The organism is Streptomyces sp. 8N616, from assembly GCF_052246385.1.
In the GTDB taxonomy this organism is placed as follows: domain Bacteria; phylum Actinomycetota; class Actinomycetes; order Streptomycetales; family Streptomycetaceae; genus Streptomyces.
This window is the reverse complement of the sequence record NZ_JBQQBY010000007.1, coordinates 75,909-91,563: the sequence shown is the minus strand read 5'-3', so window position 1 is coordinate 91,563 and position 15,655 is coordinate 75,909. Positions and strand designations below refer to the sequence as shown.

The window sequence follows — 15,655 nt, the reverse complement described above, 5'->3', positions numbered from 1 at the left end:
GCGGTTGCCGTGCCGCGGTGGTACGGCCGTCAGCTGTCCCTGTGCGTCCTGCGCCGGACCCAGACCGCGGGAACGAACCAGCAACTCGCGAACCATACGAGGGCCCCGAACACCAGCCAGACCGCGAGCTGGTCCGAGATCACCACGCGAAGGATCAGCAGCAGCGCCGAGATCAAGGTGCAGAGCAGCAGCACGAGGCCCACGAGCGTGAAGCGGGACGCCCACACCACGGTCTCCGGCTTCAGTCGGTGACCGAAGACGATCCGGTGGAAAGAGACCGGGGCGATCAGCGCCCCGGTCGCCGCGGCACCGAGCAGTACGGTCACGACGTAGATGTTCCGGTCGGGGTCGGCCAGATCCTCGAAACGCGGCGTGAACGCGACGGTGAGCAGGAACGCCAGCAGGATCTGCACGCCGGTCTGCGCGACGCGCACCTCCTGCAGCAGCTCGGCCCACCTGCGGTCGGCGCGCTGCTCCCGGGTCTCGTGGCGGCCCGGCGCGGGTTGGTAGTCGTCACGCATGGTGGGGGCCTCCTTCGTCGTCAACTGAACGTGTTCCCGGGGGAGGCGGGATTACGGCTCGGTCCGCCCGGCGGTCGTACGGCCGGGCTCAGCCGTCTCGGATCCGTCCCGGAACTCGCCTGCAAATCGCCTGGGAATCGCCTCGTCTCCGCCTTGGAATCTCCTCGGGTCCGCCTCGGTCGGCTCAGCTGGTCGCGACGCCGTTCAGCCCGTCCACTCGGCGCTCCAGCGCCTCCACCGCGCCGGGACGCGGCCCCGGCACCCGGCGCCGTACCTCCATCAGGTGGCCCGCCAGGCCCCGGGCCGCCGCCGCGTCGCCGACCTGCTCCCAGCAGTGGTGCGCGCGGTCGACCGCGGCCACGACGTCGGGGGCGTCCGCGGGCTCGCCCTGCCGCAGCCGGGCGGTCGCCGCGGCCGTCCACAGCTCGCAGGAGCGGCCGAAGTCGGCGGCGAGCCGCGCCAGGTCGGCCCGTACCTCCAGCCAGTGCACGGCCTCGGCGGAACCGGCCCCGTGCGCCCGCAGCGCCTGCTGCTCCCACGCGGCGGCCATGGCCGCGGCCTCCCCGTGCCGCCCTTCCCGCGCCGCAGCCAAGATCGCAGGATGCGGATCCGGCACGGCGTCGGGGCGCGGCGGTACGGACGGCGATGCGGCGGGCGTCGCAGGGGCGGCGGGCGTCGCGCCGGGGGCGCCGTACGGCACGCCCGCCGTCGCGTCCGGTGCGTCCGGCGGCAGCGCGCCCGGCGCACCGGTGCCGACGGAACCGGGGTCCGGCTGCGCGCCGAGGCTGTCGTGGCCGGGGGCACGCTGGGCAGCCACGGCCGCGGAGTCGACCGGCGGACACGGCGCGTGTTGCTCGCCATGAGGCCGCGCCGGCTCGCTGGTCTGGTGCGCCGAGGCCGTTGGGGCGGCGTCGGTCGGCGCGCCTGGACCGCCGGAGCCGGGGGTGGGCCGCGCGCGGGCGGCGTCGTGGTGGGCAGCGGGCTGGGGGGCCGCGTGGTCGTCCGGGCCGTCGGACCGACCGCCGGCTCTGTTGCGGTCAGGAACAGGCGCTGCGGTGGAGCCGTCGGCGCTCGCAGCGAGCTGGGGCGGGGCGCTGCTGTCGGCGGCTTCGTGAGCCGGACCGGGGGTTGGGGCGTGCGGCTCCGGGTGAGGCATGCCGACGGGCCGCGTACCCGCCCCTCCGTGCGGCAGGCCCGGTACGGCAGCGCCTGGGTGCTGGGCGTCCCGGCCGTCGCGGGTCGCCCCGTGCCCAGGGCCCGCGGCACCCGTTCCCGCGGCGCCCGTTCCCGCCGCTCCCGGTCCCGGGGCCGCGGCGATGCCCGGGGGCAGCGTGGACCGGCCCGCCGTCGGCGGCGAGGTGACCGCTTCCGTGCCTTCCAGGTGCCAGGCGTCCGGGTGGGCGCCCGCCACGGTCATCGCGAGGCGGTGGAGGTCGGCCAGCGGCGGGCGGGCGTTCGCGGGGCGGAGGAGTTCGGCGACGGCACGGCTGTAGGCGGGGGAGGCGACAGCCCGGCGGTCCGGGGGCGGGGACACCGTGCCGTAGAACCGGAGGCCCGCCGCCAGGAGCAGGCCGGGATCGGCCCGGAGGCGGGCCCAGGCGCCCGCGTCGGCCACCAGGTCGGCGAAGAGCGCCGTGCTGCCTGGCGGGCGGTGCGCCAGCTCGACGGCCAGCCAGTGCCAGGGGAACCCGGTGTACCGGACCGTCGCCGCCGTCGTCCGCGCGAGCGCCAGATGCGGCAACTGCTGCTTGCGGTCGAGCGTCAACTGCCCGATGAGGTGGATCAGCAGCGGACCGGGGGAGGCCGCGGCCGTACGGAGGCGGGTCAGGACGACCTGCGGGTCCGCCGGGTCGACCAGCTCCACCACGCTCCCGCCCCCCGCCCCCGTGAGCACCCCCGGCGGTACGGCCGCCAGCGCGGGCAGCGCCGCCGCCGCGTCCATCAGGCGGCCCTTGCCGACGGGGGCCGCCGCGATGAGCAGCGCCGCCCCCGGCGCCCTCCCGCGCCCGTCCTGTTCGATCCCGTCCCCGCTGTCTGCCACAAGAGCACCGTATCCGCAGGCGGGGCCGGGTGCAGTAACGGTCCTGCTCCGCCGCCCGGTTCGTCATGCGGCACCGGGGTTCGCACCCGCGGGCGAGGGCACCTACCTGCCACCCCGCCGGATGAGTGCGAGGCGCCGCGGGCCCGCTGCCGGCTCCGTCAAGGGGGCGCGCGGAAGCAGGCGCGCGCCCCCAAAGTGCCCCTGAGCTCCTTTCGGTCACGGCCGAAACCAGGAAGGGCGGAGCGGCAAACCTCGCGTGGCTGGCCAAGGTGCGTTCCCGTGTCAGATCCCGAGCGGTGCACGCTCGCCTGCCCGTCCGGCAATTGCCTGGTGGGCAGGCCAGCGGTGGGGTCGCGTCGGTTACGCTCGCACCCGCACATCACCAGCCGAATGCGTATCAGATAGTGAACAACTTCGAGTGTCCATCGCACAGTTGAGCCCAGAACGCAACACACACGGTTTCAGCCAAAGCCAACAAACGATCTTGGCTCCTGAGGTCGACTTGTAGACGATATTGCAGTCGGCCAGCCTGGTGGACGGGGAACCACTGCCCGACGAAGGACCTCCGCGTCCCACAGGACGCGGGGGAAGCGCGGAGGAGGGCTCGTCGTGGAACGCTATTTCACCAATCGCTACCACCAAGATCTGCGCTACCGCGTACACGAATTCGCAGAGCGCGAAGTTCGGCCCCGCATAGCCGGGATGGAGGCATCGCGCACCGTCTCCCACGAACTGTCCCGGCTGATCGCCCGTCAGGGCTGGATCGGCGTCACCATCGATGGGGCGTACGGGGGAATGGCCGCCGGACACCTGGCCAAGACGATCATCATCGAGGAACTCTCCCGTGTCAGCGGCGCGATGGGAGCCATGGTCCAGGCCTCCCAACTCGGCGTCGCCAAGATCATCCACTTCGGCAACGACATCCAGAGGAAGACCTGGCTGCCCCGCATCGCGTCGGGCGACTGCCTGCCGACCATCGCGGTCACAGAACCCGAGTCGGGCGGCCACGTTCTGGGGATGGGCAGCACCGCCGTACGCGACGGTGACGACTACATCCTCAACGGCCGCAAGGTCTTCGTCGGCAACAGCCACGTCGGCGACCTGCACGGCGTCGTCGTCCGCACAGGACCCGGCTCCAAGGGGCTGTCGGCCTTCCTCGTCGAGGCCGACGCCCCGGGCTTCTCCCTGGCCGAACAGCAGCCCGCCATGGGCCTGCACGGCTTCAGCTTCGGAGAGCTGCTCTTCGACAACTGCCGTGTCCCCGCAGCGAATCTGCTGGGGGATGAGGGACAGGGCCTGGCCGTCGCGTACTCATCCAGCGTCCTCTACGGGCGGCCCAACCTCACCGCCGTATCCCTCGGCATCCACCAGGCGATCCTAGACGAGACGACTGCCTTCTGCATCGAGCGCGAGCGCTTCGGCAAGCCGCTCGGCGAGCTGAACAACATCAAGCTCAAGCTCGGGAAGATGCAGTCCCGGCTGATGACCGCACGGCTGGCCGCCTATCACGCCGTGCACCTGCTCGACAGCGGGCTGCCGTGTGACGCGGAGCTGATGAACGCCAAGCTCCTCAACGTCGAGTACGCACTCGACTCGGCCCGCAACGCCATGGAGATCCACGCCGCCTGCGGTCTCTTCACCGACCGCCCGATAGAGCGCTATCTGCGGGACGCCTTCCATATCTTCGCCCCGGCAGGCACCTCTGACATCCAGCTCCTGCGCCTCGGCGAGCTGGCGCTGGGCACGGCGAAGGGTCAGTGGTCCGAGCGGCTCGCGGACATGCTGCAGTTGGAGCAGATCGAGCAGCTGGAAGAGCAGCTGCGGACCGCGGAGCACGCGGTGTGAATCGTGAAGGGAGCCACGGACACAGTGCTGTGCCCGCGGCTCCCGGTTTCAGGCGCCCGCGCGCGGAGAGCGCCGTGCGGGCGAATCCCCCACACTTTGCTCAGATCTCGCCTCCCGCCTCCAGGCGGTGAATCCGCTCGACCAGCTGGGACGCCATCGACTTGATGGTCTCCAGGCCCTGCCGCCCCCACGGCCGCGGCTCCTGGTCCACGACGCAGATCGTGCCGAGCGCCATCCCCGTACGGTCGATGAGCGGGGCACCCAGATACGACCGGATGCCGATCTCGTCCACGACCGGATTCCCGGCGAACCGCGGGTAGTCGCAGACGTCCTCCAGCACCAGTGCCTTGCGCCGCACGACGACGTGCGGGCAGTAGCCGTGATCCCGTGCCATCACCCGGCCCGGCTGGGCCTGTTGCGGTGCGGGCCCCAGCTCCACCCCCGCCTGGCCCTCGGCCGGGGTGTAGAGCCCGGCGAAGTACTGCCGGTGTTCGTCGATGAAGTTGACCATCGCGTATGGCGCCCCGGTGATGCGGGCCAGTTCCCGGGCGAAATCATCGAACTCCGGGACCGGGGTGTCGCCGAGCCCGAGCTCGTGCAGCCTGGCCACCCGGGCCGGCGCCTCGCCGTCCTCGGGCGTGAGGAGCAGGTGGCTCGTCGGGTCGTACTGCTTGGTGTAAGGGATGGGGGCGGACATGGGAGCTCCGTTCGACTGCGGATTCGGCTGCGCCTGCCGGACGGTCAGCGCAGCGGGTCGGGCACCGCCGCCGGTGAGCCGGCGGCGGAGCTGAGCAGGTGCTGTACGAGTGCCACCAGCACGCGGGTGCTGGAGTTGCACTGCCGGGCGTCGCACATCACGACGGGCACATCGGGTTTGAGATCTATGGCCGCGCGGACCTCGTCCGCGTCGTACCGATACGCGCCGTCGAACTCGTTCACGGCCACGATGAAGCCGATCCCGCGCCGCTCGAAGAAGTCCACGGCGGCGAAACAGTGGTCCAGTCTGCGGGTGTCGGCGAGCACGACGGCCCCGAGGGCGCCGTTCGACAGCTCGTCCCACATGAACCAGAACCGCTCCTGTCCGGGCGTGCCGAACAGGTAGAGCACATGGTCCCTGTCGAGGGTGATGCGGCCGAAGTCCATCGCCACGGTGGTGGTCGTCTTCTCCTCGACCCCCTCCAGGCTGTCTGTGCGGGCGCTGACCTGGGTCAGCAACTCCTCGGTGCTCAGCGGTTCGATCTCGCTCACCGCTCCGACGAAGGTGGTCTTCCCCACCCCGAAGCCGCCCGCGATGAGGATCTTCAGGGCGGTGGGAAAGGGGTCAGAGCCGCTTGCGTAGACCATGCAGCACCGCCTCCAGGAGGTCTCTATCGCTCGGGGATGTCTCGAGGGCACGGGGCGCCCGGGTGGTGAGCGCCCCGCAGTCCACGAGGTCGGACAGCAGGACTTTGGTGACGACAGCGGGCAGCCGCACGTGGGCGGCCACCTCGGCCACCGACATGGGACCGCCGCACAGCCCGAGGACCTGGGCGTGGTCCGGGCCGAGGTAGCTCTGCGGCTGGGAGCCAGTGGCCATCACCATGGTGAGAAGGTCGAAGTGCGCAGTCGGACGGGTGCGCCCATTACTGACGGTGTACGGCCGGACTAAGCGACCGGCCTCATCGTCCAGCCACATCCCGTCCTGCGCCTCGGCCATCCTCAGCGCCCCGCGTCGCGCGGAGCGCTGCCGGCCGGCTGACGGGCGGGCGTGGCCAGATACGGTCGGACGCTCTTGACCAGCATCGCCATCTCGTAGCCGAGTACGGCCGCGTCGGCCTCTCTCTCGGCCATGACGGCGAGGCAGGCACCGGAGCCGGCGGTCGACACGAACAGCAGGGCGGTGTCGAGCTCCACCACCACCTGGCGCACCTCGCCGCCGTTGTCGAACCGCATACCGGCGCTGCGGGCGAGGGAGTAGAGCCCTGACGCCAGGGCGGCCATGTGGTCGGCGGCGTCGGTCTCCAGGCCGTGGACGGCCTTCACCAGTCCGTCGGAGGACAGCAGAAGTGCGTTACGGGTGTGTGGTACACGCTGGACGAGGCCGGTCAGGAGCCAGGAGAGATCCGTGGTCTGGCCGGTACGCATGTCGCTCACCATGGTGGCGTTCTTCTCCTTGGGGGTGAATGCGGAGCCTGCTGGTTAACGAGAGCTGTCGGCGGGACTCTCGTCGGAAGCGTCAGGAGCCTCGGCGAGACTGAAACCCCGCCGGAACGCGGCCATCAGGCCCGGGTCGTGCTCCGCCTCCCGCTCGTCCCCCGTTGCGCGAGCGGTCGGTGTGTCCCGGAGCTCCGGGACGAGGTGTTCCTGCCTGCGACGCCGCGGCAGTTGCGGCCGCTCGTCCCTGGCATCGGTGTTGGGGGCACCGCCCGTGCCCTCACGGTCATGCGGAAGGGCGGGACCACGGTCGCGCGGTGCGGCAGGTTCCATGGCGCGGGCGTGCTGTTGCGGAATGGGAGTGGGCATGGCCAGGGGCTCGGGCTGCGGATGCGCCAGGGGTGGCGGCGGTGCCACGGCAGGCTGTGCAGCCGGCTGCTGCACGGAGGGAGCGGTGGGAGCGGCCGGCGCGGCGGCCTGGTGGACAGGCGGGTGCGCGGACGGCTGCGCGCCGCCGTCCGCGGCGGCCTGGTGCGCTTCCGAGGCCTCGTCGCCCAGCAGGCCCTGCGGCACCACCAGAACGGCCTGGACACCGCCGTAGATGTTGCTCTGCAACTGCACGAGGATGCCGTGCCTGCGGGCGAGCGCGGAAACCACGAACAGGCCGATCCGGCCGTCCTGGAGCAGCTTGCCGACGTCGATGTGGTCCGGGTCGGCGAGCAGCGCGTTCATCCGCATCTGCTCCTCCCGCGGCATGCCGAGCCCCCGGTCCTCGACCTCGACGGCGAGCCCGGCGGTCACCTTCTGGGCGCGCAGCAGGACTTGGGTCTGCGGGGCGGAGAACACCGTGGCGTTCTCGACCAGTTCGGCCAGCAGGTGGATGACGTCCGCGACCGCGTGGCCGCGCAGCGTGCCCTCGATCGGCGGCACGAGCTTGACCCGGGAGTACTGCTCGACCTCGGCGATCGAGGAGCGCAGCACCTCCGTCATGGTCACCGGGCGGCTCCACTGGCGGCGGGAGATGGCGCCGCCGAGCACCGCGAGGTTCTCGGCGTGCCGCCGGATGCGGGTCGCCAGGTGGTCGACGTGGAAGAGGCCCTTGAGCAGGTCCGGGTCCTCGACCTCGTTCTCCAGCTCGTCCAGAAGCTCGATCTCGCGGTGCACCAGGGACTGCAGCCGCCGGGCGAGGTTGACGAAGACCTCGACCTTCTCCTCGCTGCCGCCGGCGGTGCCCCGTACCAGCTGCGTCGCCTGGACGACGGCCGCCTCGGCCTGGCGCTGGGCCAGGGTCAGTTCGTGGGCGAGGAGGTCGATGGTGTCGCCCTCCGGCCGGGGGAGCGGGGCGAACGGGCGCTGCTGCAGCCGCTCGCCGCGGCCGAGCCGCTGCAGCAGCTCCTGCAGGTCCGACTGGGCACGGGCGCCGGACCGGCGCAGCGCGGAGAGCCGCCGGGACACGGTACGGGCCTCGGCGTCGCCCGCGATGGCGCCGCCCAGCAGGACGCCGGCGCCGAGGACGGCGGCACCGGTCAGCACGCCCCAGGTCGCCGCGTCCGCGTAGCCCTCCTGGGAGCGCAGGACGAAGATGACGACAGCCGCCGAGAGCACGGAGACGAGGGCGGCGGGGAGCACGGCGAGGCGCACCAGGCGGGCCCGGGTGGCGGAGTCGGCCGCCGTCTCATGGGCTGGTGGCCTGCCGTGCCTCTTACCCGTGGGGGCCGCCGCGATCGGCCGCCCGGATTCCGGGCGCGCGGCATAGGTTGGAGGTTCAGGCATCGGAGTCCTCTCGATCAGCCAGTACGGGACACGCGGCAGGCGCACGTCAGGCTAACCGTCAACGCGGGTACACGATCGGACAGTTGGTGGCTTCGCTACCCTACGCCACCCTCAATCGGGGTACGTAATCACACAGAGATCAGTTGGCGTCGAATACAGGTTCGTTGACCTGCAGGAACGATTCCGCCTGCGTTTCTCCGTGTGGTGTCCCGGGAGCCGGGTACTCGCCCGCAGTCCTGAGCGGGGAGGACCGACATGGATCACGAACAACTGCACGAGCTGGCGCAGCAGCTCCGCGTCGACGCCGTCCGCGCCGCCCACGCCGCCGGATCCGGACATCCGACGTCGTCGATGTCCGCGGCGGACCTCATGGCCGTACTGCTGGCGAACCACCTCCAGTACTCCTTCGACCGGCCGGAACACCCCGGCAACGATCACCTGGTCTTCTCGAAGGGCCATGCCTCACCCCTGCTCTACGCCCTGTTCAAGGCGGCGGGCGCGGTTCCCGACGACGAGCTGCTCAGCTTCCGCAGGCTCGGCAGCCGGCTCGAGGGGCACCCGACGCCGCAGTTGCCGTGGGTCGAGGTGGCCACCGGCTCGCTCGGGCAGGGCCTGCCGGTCGGCGTCGGTCTCGCCCTGGCGGGCAAGCGGCTCGACCGGCTGCCGTACCGGGTCTGGGTGCTGTGCGGCGACAGCGAGCTGGCCGAGGGCTCGATGTGGGAGGCGTTCGAGCACGCCGGACACGAGCGGCTCGACAACCTCACGGCCGTGGTCGACGTCAACCGGCTGGGGCAGCGCGGACCGACCCGCCACGAGTGGGACCTCGACGCGTACGCCCGCCGTATCCAGGCCTTCGGCTGGCACACGGTCGAGATCGACGGGCACGACACCGCCGCGATCGACGAGGCGTACGCAACGGCACGGGTCACGGCCAGGCAGCCCACCGCGATCATCGCCCGCACCCTGAAAGGCCGGGGCGTGGCGGCCGTTGAGGACCGGGAGGGGTTCCACGGCAAGCCGCTGCCGGACGCGGCGGAGGCCGTGGCCGAGCTCGGCGGCGTACGCGACCTGCGGGTCGAGGTGCACGCCCCGCCCGAGGTGCACGACCCGCAGCGCCCCGCGTTCCCCCTGGAGCTGCCGCGCTACGGCATCGGCGAGAAGGCGGCGACCCGCACCGCGTACGGGCAGGCCCTCGCGGCACTCGGCGCGGCGCGCTCCGATGTGGTCGCCCTCGACGGCGAGGTCGGCGACTCGACCCGGGCGGAGTTCTTCGCCAAGGACCACCCCGACCGGTACTTCGAGTGCTACATCGCCGAGCAGCAGATGGTCGCCGCCGCGGTCGGCATGCAGGCCCGCGGCTGGATCCCGTACGTCGCCACCTTCGCGGCGTTCCTCACCCGCGCGCACGACTTCCTGCGCATGGCCTCGGTGAGCCGCGCCCGCCTCGCCGTGGCCGGCTCGCACGCCGGTGTCGCCATCGGCGAGGACGGTCCCTCCCAGATGGGGCTCGAGGACCTCGCGCTCTTCCGCTCCATTCACGGCAGCACCGTGCTCTACCCGTGCGACGCCAACCAGACCGCCCAGTTGGTGGCCGCGCTCGCCGAGCGCCCCGGCATCGGCTACCTGCGCACCACCCGCGGCGACAACCCGGTCATCTACGGGCCCGACGAAGAGTTCCCGATCGGCGGCAGCAAGCTGCTGCGCGCCTCGGACGAGGACCGGGTCACGCTGGTCGCCGCCGGGGTAACGGTCCATGAGGCGCTGGCGGCGGCGGAGCGGCTCGAGGGGGAGGGCCTCCACGCGCGCGTGATCGACCTCTATTCGCTCAAGCCTGTGGACGGCGAGGCGCTGCGCGCGGCGGCGGACGCGACCGGGTGCCTGCTCACGGTCGAGGACCACCACCCCGAGGGCGGCCTGGGCGACGCGGTGGCGGAGGCGTTCGCGGACGGCAGGCCCGTACCCCGGCTGGCCCGGCTGGCGGTACGCACCCTGCCCGCGTCCAGCACGCCCGCGGAGCAGTTGCACGCCGCCGACATCGACGCGAGTGCCATCGTGGCGGCTGCCCGCAGGCTCGCCGACATCGTCGGCACGGCGGGCTGAATCGCCGGCACTGCGGGCTGAGGCGCTCGTACCGGCCGCTTGTACTGGCTCGGCCCGCGATGCCGGCGCACCTGCTCAGCGGGTGGCGTAGCCGACGATGAAGAACACCGCGAAGAGCACGACCACGGCCATCAGGACGATCAGCGGCCACACGCCCCAGCCCCTGGCCGGGTTGTGCGTCTCCCGCGGCCCGGCGCCGGAGAGGCCGCCCTCTCCCTGCGGCGTCTCCTCGGGTGGGACGCCGCCTGGCTCGGGGGTGCCGGGAACAGGCTGGGTTCCGGGTTCCGCATGCTTGTTGTTCATGGTCCCCGAGTGGGCAGCCGCCGCCGTTTCACACCTCCCGGGAGCCGGAATCCGTACGGCAGCACTCAAGGCGGTGTCGAGCGGCCCGCTCGGGTCACTCGGGAAGGGGAACGGGGGGACGGTGGACGCGAGGCATTTTCATCCGAGGCGGTGCTGATCATGCGCTACGACCAACTGGCGGGCCAGGTCCAGGCACGGGCGCAGCTGCCGGACCGGCAGTCCGCGGAACGGGCCGTGCGGGCCACCCTGGAGACCCTCGCCGAGCGGGTTCCCGACGGCTTGGCCGACCACCTCGCTGCCCAGCTCCCGGGCGAGGCCGCGGAGGCCCTGCGCCGCGTGGCCGCCTCCCACGAGGGCTCGCCGGAGGAGCGGGCGTACCGGCGCAACCACGGCGAGCGCTTCGACCTCACCGTCTTCCTGGGCCGGATCGCCTGGCGCGCGGGGACCGACGAGGAGGAGGCCATCCGCGAGGCGACCGCCCTTTTCGAGGTGCTGGACTCGGCCGTGAGCCCCGAGCTGATGGAGAAGCTGTACGAGTCGCTGCCGGGCGACATCCGGGGGCTGCTGCCCGAGGAGCGGGCTGCCCGCGGTGAAGGCCTGGAAGGGCTGGAAGGCGCGGAGTCCGGCTGACCCCCGGCTGTCCGCCGTACGGTCAGCGGCGCGGGCCCCGTTCGCGCTTGCGGCGATGCTCCACGACCAAGAGGTCCGTCAGCGCCAGCAGCGAGAGCACCGCGCAGACGATCGCGATCGCCCCGAGCGCCCCCGAGCTGGGTGAGCTGCCGGCGTCGGACCTGGCCCCCCAGATCGCGAAGAGCACGGCACCGGCCAGGAAGACCGGCGTGTAGATCACGGCCAGCACCATCCGCAGCCCGAGCGCGCTGCGGGCCGTGACCGGTTCGGTGCCGGCGCGCGGATGCCTGCGGCCGTACATGCCGGAGCGTGACCGGGGGACCGGGGCGTTCGGGTCGTCGGGGGAGACCGGAGCGTTCGGGTCCTCGGGGAAGGCCGGGAGATCCGGCCTCTCCGGCGGAACCTCCGGGGTGGCGTGGCCCGGCTCCTGCCTGTCGTCGCGCATGGCGTCCTCCCGTCGTGGGGCACGCACCATCTGCACTTCCCAGAGTAGGCCGCCCGGCCTTTCGCCCGGCCTTTCGCCCGGCCTTCCGCACGGCCTCCGCACCGCTTCGCACCCGGCCCTATGCCCTTGCCCACGCCCGGCCCCGGCCCCCGAGGCCCGCCCCCAACGCCCTCACCCGCTTGGGCTCCCGCGGCTGGCCGCCCGGTGGCGCACCTCCCAGGGTCGGAGAGGAGGAGCGACTGAAGAGAGGACCATGAGCCGTACGCACATACCGGCTCCGGCCGGCAGCACGGCGCTCGCCCGCCGGCCGTGGCGGCGCAGGGCGGCCTGCTGGGTGGCCTTCCTCTCGGTCGTGATCTCGACGGTCGCCCTCGTCGCCGTCGGCACCGCGCGCAGCACCGCCCTCAACCGCTCCTACTACCAAGGCGTACTGGACGAGCAGAGGGCGTACGACCGGCTCTACGACGAGGTGCTGGTGGACCCGGAGTCCTCCGCCGTCACCCGCGAGATGCTGGCCCGCCTCCCCGTGCCGCAGGGCGTCGTCACCTCCAACCTCAAGACCGTCCTGCCGCCCGAGGCCGTACGGGCCCTGGCCGACCAGCAGATCGGCAACGCGGTGGGGTATCTGCGCGGGGACCGGCCCGCGCTGCGGCTGACCGCCGACCTCAAGCCGGTGCTGGCCAACTTCGAGGACCTGATCCGGATCTACTTCGGCGACCTGATCGCCGCGGTGGAGGAGTGGCCGGCGGACGATGTGGACGCGATCGCGGCGGGCCTGCGCGGGGCGGTCCACGACCTCGGGCCCGGGGCCGAGGGGCAGCGGGCGGCCGCCGCGCTGCCGCCAGGCGTGTTCGCCCACCCGGACCTGCCCGCCGTCACCGAGGCCCTGCTGTCGGCCGTACCCGCCGAGGCCCGCGACACCCTGCGTCCCGGCATTGCCGCGGCGCTCGGTACCGGGGGCAGCCCGCCGGCCCGGACGCCCGCGGGCCCGCCGCAGGGCGGCGACGGTGACCGGGCCGGTGCCGGGGAACTCCTCCTCCTGCGGGAGGGGACGCGCTGGCAGGTCGTCGCCGACCTCGAGGACCGCGACCCGGACGGGATCGCCCTGGTCCGCAACGCGCGCTCCATCGCCCAGCTGGGCATGGGCCCGGTCCAGACACTGGCCGTGATCCTCGGGGCGAGCGGGCTCCTGGCGCTCTGGGCAGCCGTGCCCGGCACGCTCGCCCGCCGGCTGACCGCCATCGGCGCGGCCGTGGCCACCGGCGGGGCGCTCGCCGCCGCGGGCGCGGGCATCGGCCGGCTCTTCGCCGGGGACGCCATGCCCGACCCGTCCGCCTCCTGGCCGCCCTCGCTCGCCCGGCTCGTCGAGGATGTGCAGACCACGGCCGCCGACCGGCTGCTCGAGGCCGGTCTGCTGGCCGCCGCCGTGCCCCTGGCCGCCGGGCTCCTCACGGCCGGGACCGGTCTGCTGTGGCGGGCCGCGGGCAGGCGCCGCGCCGCCGGATCGCCGGTGCCCCGGCCCACGCGCGCGTGGGCCGTGACCGCGGGCGTCGCCGCGCTCGCCACCGCGGGCGCGGCGCTCGCCCCCACCGCGATCGGCGGCTCGGCGATCCGCCGCTGCCAGGGCTCGCCCGCCCTCTGCGAGCGGCGCTACGACGAGGTGGCCCAGCTCGCGGCCCACAACGCCATGGCCTCCACCGAGGACCGGTTCATCGGCCCGCTGCAGGACCGCGGCATCACGGCCCAGCTCGACGCGGGAGTGCGCGCGCTGCTCATCGACACGCACACCTGGGAGACGCCCGAGGAGGTGGCGGACCGGGTCAGGGGCTCCGGCCTCCACGGCCGTCTCTCCGGCACGGGCGCAGGGCTCACCCGGTTCATCAGCCGGGTCAGCCCGCGGCGCGGCGGGCTGTGGCTGTGCCACGCCACGTGCCGGGGCGGCGCGGTCGCGCTCGTGCCCACGCTCCGGAAGGTCGGAGCCTGGCTGGAGGACCACCCGACCGAGATCGTCACCCTGATCGTGCAGGACGGCGTCGGAGGCGACGAGACCGTACGGGCCTTCCGCCAGGCCGGCCTCGAGCGCCTGCTGTACGTGCCGGACGACGACCCCGCGCGGCCCTGGCCGACGCTCGGCGAGATGGTCCGCGACGGGCGGCGCCTGGTGGTCTTCGCCGAGCGGGCCGACGGCCCCGCGCCCTGGTACCGGAACTTCTACCGGTACGCGATGGAGACCCCGTTCTCCTTCCGCAGCCCGCGGGAGATGAGCTGCGCGCCCAACAGGGGCGGCCGGGACAAGCGGCTGTTCCTCCTCAACCACTTCGTCACCGCGGGCGGCGGCAGCCGGCTGGACGCCGGCGAGGTCAACAGCCGCGACCGGGTCCTGGAGCGCGCCCTCGCATGTGAGCGGGAGCGCGGCAGGCCCGTCACCTTCGTCGCCGTCGACTACACGACGATCGGGGACGCCAAGGGCGCCGTGGACGCCCTCAACGCCGCCCGCTCGTCCCGGAACAGGAACGAGACCAGGGAGCCCGGCCGATGAGGAAGCACCGACGCAGCCAACGGACCAGTCGCCACAGGACCCTGTGCCACAAGACGCTGCGCCGCAGAACGCGCCGCCACGGCATATGGATGGCGCTCGGCGCGCTGCTCGGCGCCGCCGTCACGGCGTGCAGCGGCCCGCCCCCCAAGTCGGCACTCACCGGCGTCGGCACGGCGGCGCCCGCGCGGCCGTCCGGACCGCAGCGCGGCTTCACGCTCGTGGCCAGCGGGGACGTCATCCCGTATCCGACGATCATGAAGCAGGCACAGCAGGACGCGGGCGGCGGCAGCGCCCACGATTTCCGCAAGCTCCTCGCGGGCGTCCAACCCGTGGTCTCGGCCGCGGACATCGCGCTGTGCCACATGGAGACCCCTTACGGCGAGCCGGACGGGCCCTTCACCGGCTACCCGACGTTCGTCTCGCCGCCCCAGGTCGCGGAGGCCCTCAAGGACACGGGCTACGACTCCTGCTCGACGGCCTCGAACCACACCCTGGACGCGGGTGCCGCGGGGATACGCCGCACGCTCGACACCATGGACAGGGCCCGGCTGCGCCACGTGGGCTCGGCACGCTCGGCGCAGGAGGCGTCGAAGCCCGCCCTGCTGCGCGCGGGCAGCGCCACCGTCGCCCAGCTCTCGTACACCTACGGAACCAACGGCATACCGCTCCCGGAGGGCATGCCCTGGGCCGTGAACCGCATCGACCCGGACCGGATCCTCGCGGACGCCCGCGCGGCCCGCCGGGACGGAGCCGACGTCGTCGTGCTGAGCGTCCACTGGGGCACGGAGTGGCAGGAGGAGCCGGACCGGATGCAACTGGATCTGGCGGACCGGCTGACCCGCTCGCGGTCCGGCGGCCGCCCCGACATCGACCTCGTCATCGGCACGCACAACCACGTGCCGCAGGCGTACGAGAAGGTCAACGGCACCTGGGTCGTCCACGGCCTCGGCGACCAGGTCGCCGGCGTGATGCAGGACCCCCGCGGCAACCACGGCTCCATAGCGCGCTTCACCTTCGAGCCGCCGCGGGAGGAGGGGCAGCGCTGGACCGTGAAGAAGGCAGAGTTCATCCCGCAGATGACGGACCGCGGGCCGCCGTGGCGGGTGGTGAATCTGGGCGAGGCGCTGCGCCGCGACCCCGGCAGGAAGGACTACCGGCGTGTGCGGGACGGCATCCGCAAGGCGGTGCTGAGCCGCGGGGCGGCTGCCGACGGCCTCACCATGGCCGACCGCTGACCGCCCCGCGGCTCAGGACGTCCGCGCTTACGGACTTTCCGTGCTTACGGACTTCTGCACTTACGGACTTCTGCGCCCGCAGACTGCCGC

The 15,655-nt window shown here is 73.0% G+C and carries 14 protein-coding genes; 5 read left to right on the top strand and 9 right to left on the bottom strand.

Annotation, left to right across the window (positions count from 1 at the left end; all coding sequences use genetic code 11):
* Positions 1-29: 29 nt before the first annotated feature.
* Entirely contained in the window at positions 30-521 is a 492-nt protein-coding gene (locus tag ACTWQC_RS08470) for a DUF6328 family protein (RefSeq protein ID WP_443314942.1), read from the bottom strand.
* 184 nt (positions 522-705) lie between these two features.
* Positions 706-2,562, bottom strand: a complete 1,857-nt coding sequence (locus ACTWQC_RS08465; RefSeq protein ID WP_443314941.1) for a hypothetical protein — start codon at positions 2,560-2,562, stop codon at positions 706-708.
* A gap of 609 nt (positions 2,563-3,171) precedes the next feature.
* Here ACTWQC_RS08465 and ACTWQC_RS08460 point away from each other — a divergent pair.
* Positions 3,172-4,407: an acyl-CoA dehydrogenase family protein gene (locus ACTWQC_RS08460; RefSeq protein ID WP_443314940.1), complete on the top strand. Its 1,236-nt coding sequence runs from the start codon at positions 3,172-3,174 to the stop codon at positions 4,405-4,407.
* 100 nt (positions 4,408-4,507) lie between these two features.
* Here the strand turns inward: ACTWQC_RS08460 and ACTWQC_RS08455 are convergent, their stop codons facing one another.
* From ACTWQC_RS08455 to ACTWQC_RS08435, 5 genes are read right to left on the bottom strand one after another with little or no spacing between them, the layout of a single operon-like run.
* A complete protein-coding gene (locus tag ACTWQC_RS08455) occupies positions 4,508-5,104 on the bottom strand; it encodes a GAF domain-containing protein (protein WP_443314939.1) in 597 nt (198 codons plus the stop codon).
* A 44-nt stretch (positions 5,105-5,148) separates the two neighbouring features.
* Complete coding sequence (locus ACTWQC_RS08450; RefSeq protein ID WP_443314938.1) at positions 5,149-5,751, bottom strand: GTP-binding protein; 603 nt, start codon at positions 5,749-5,751, stop codon at positions 5,149-5,151.
* The gene (locus ACTWQC_RS08445) at positions 5,729-6,103 is read right to left on the bottom strand and encodes a DUF742 domain-containing protein (RefSeq protein WP_443314937.1); all 375 of its coding nucleotides are present in this window, start codon (positions 6,101-6,103) and stop codon (positions 5,729-5,731) included. Before ACTWQC_RS08445 ends, ACTWQC_RS08450 begins: the two co-directional genes overlap by 23 nt.
* A 2-nt stretch (positions 6,104-6,105) precedes the next feature.
* Positions 6,106-6,543 carry a roadblock/LC7 domain-containing protein gene (locus tag ACTWQC_RS08440; protein ID WP_443314936.1) on the bottom strand — a complete coding sequence of 146 codons (438 nt, stop codon included), beginning with the start codon at positions 6,541-6,543 and terminating at the stop codon, positions 6,106-6,108.
* Positions 6,544-6,585: 42 nt separating this feature from the next.
* Positions 6,586-8,313: an ATP-binding protein gene (locus tag ACTWQC_RS08435; protein ID WP_443314935.1), complete on the bottom strand. Its 1,728-nt coding sequence runs from the start codon at positions 8,311-8,313 to the stop codon at positions 6,586-6,588.
* Positions 8,314-8,568: 255 nt separating this feature from the next.
* Here ACTWQC_RS08435 and ACTWQC_RS08430 point away from each other — a divergent pair, with 255 nt between their 5' ends.
* Positions 8,569-10,413: a transketolase gene (locus ACTWQC_RS08430; RefSeq protein WP_443314934.1), complete on the top strand. Its 1,845-nt coding sequence runs from the start codon at positions 8,569-8,571 to the stop codon at positions 10,411-10,413.
* Between the two features lie 75 nt (positions 10,414-10,488).
* Here the strand turns inward: ACTWQC_RS08430 and ACTWQC_RS08425 are convergent, their stop codons facing one another.
* On the bottom strand, positions 10,489-10,716 hold the full coding sequence (locus tag ACTWQC_RS08425; protein WP_443314933.1) for a DUF6480 family protein: 228 nt from the start codon (positions 10,714-10,716) through the stop codon (positions 10,489-10,491).
* Between the two features lie 159 nt (positions 10,717-10,875).
* Between ACTWQC_RS08425 and ACTWQC_RS08420 the strand changes: the two genes are divergently transcribed.
* Positions 10,876-11,346 (top strand): DUF2267 domain-containing protein, encoded by a 471-nt coding sequence (locus ACTWQC_RS08420; RefSeq protein WP_443315095.1) that lies wholly within the window; start codon positions 10,876-10,878, stop codon positions 11,344-11,346.
* Positions 11,347-11,368: 22 nt separating this feature from the next.
* Here ACTWQC_RS08420 and ACTWQC_RS08415 read toward each other — a convergent pair whose 3' ends face one another.
* Positions 11,369-11,791 carry a DUF6343 family protein gene (locus ACTWQC_RS08415; RefSeq protein ID WP_443314932.1) on the bottom strand — a complete coding sequence of 141 codons (423 nt, stop codon included), beginning with the start codon at positions 11,789-11,791 and terminating at the stop codon, positions 11,369-11,371.
* A 253-nt stretch (positions 11,792-12,044) separates the two neighbouring features.
* Between ACTWQC_RS08415 and ACTWQC_RS08410 the strand changes: the two genes are divergently transcribed.
* Positions 12,045-14,330, top strand: coding sequence for a hypothetical protein (locus ACTWQC_RS08410; RefSeq protein ID WP_443314931.1), 2,286 nt, complete (start codon positions 12,045-12,047; stop codon positions 14,328-14,330).
* An 89-nt stretch (positions 14,331-14,419) separates the two neighbouring features.
* Positions 14,420-15,565: a CapA family protein gene (locus ACTWQC_RS08405; protein ID WP_443315094.1), complete on the top strand. Its 1,146-nt coding sequence runs from the start codon at positions 14,420-14,422 to the stop codon at positions 15,563-15,565.
* Positions 15,566-15,655 lie beyond the last annotated feature (90 nt).

Excerpts from the sequence above, each read along its gene's own strand:
- ACTWQC_RS08470 (WP_443314942.1), bottom strand. The coding sequence starts at position 521 with ATGCGTGACGACTACCAACCCGCGCCGGGCCGCCACGAGACCCGGGAG.
- ACTWQC_RS08455 (WP_443314939.1), bottom strand. The coding sequence starts at position 5,104 with ATGTCCGCCCCCATCCCTTACACCAAGCAGTACGACCCGACGAGCCAC.
- ACTWQC_RS08450 (WP_443314938.1), bottom strand. The coding sequence starts at position 5,751 with ATGGTCTACGCAAGCGGCTCTGACCCCTTTCCCACCGCCCTGAAGATC.
- ACTWQC_RS08445 (WP_443314937.1), bottom strand. The coding sequence starts at position 6,103 with ATGGCCGAGGCGCAGGACGGGATGTGGCTGGACGATGAGGCCGGTCGC.
- ACTWQC_RS08440 (WP_443314936.1), bottom strand. The coding sequence starts at position 6,543 with ATGGTGAGCGACATGCGTACCGGCCAGACCACGGATCTCTCCTGGCTC.
- ACTWQC_RS08435 (WP_443314935.1), bottom strand. The coding sequence starts at position 8,313 with ATGCCTGAACCTCCAACCTATGCCGCGCGCCCGGAATCCGGGCGGCCG.
- ACTWQC_RS08430 (WP_443314934.1), top strand. The coding sequence starts at position 8,569 with ATGGATCACGAACAACTGCACGAGCTGGCGCAGCAGCTCCGCGTCGAC.
- ACTWQC_RS08425 (WP_443314933.1), bottom strand. The coding sequence starts at position 10,716 with ATGAACAACAAGCATGCGGAACCCGGAACCCAGCCTGTTCCCGGCACC.
- ACTWQC_RS08420 (WP_443315095.1), top strand. The coding sequence starts at position 10,876 with ATGCGCTACGACCAACTGGCGGGCCAGGTCCAGGCACGGGCGCAGCTG.
- ACTWQC_RS08415 (WP_443314932.1), bottom strand. The coding sequence starts at position 11,791 with ATGCGCGACGACAGGCAGGAGCCGGGCCACGCCACCCCGGAGGTTCCG.
- ACTWQC_RS08410 (WP_443314931.1), top strand. The coding sequence starts at position 12,045 with ATGAGCCGTACGCACATACCGGCTCCGGCCGGCAGCACGGCGCTCGCC.
- ACTWQC_RS08405 (WP_443315094.1), top strand. The coding sequence starts at position 14,420 with ATGGCGCTCGGCGCGCTGCTCGGCGCCGCCGTCACGGCGTGCAGCGGC.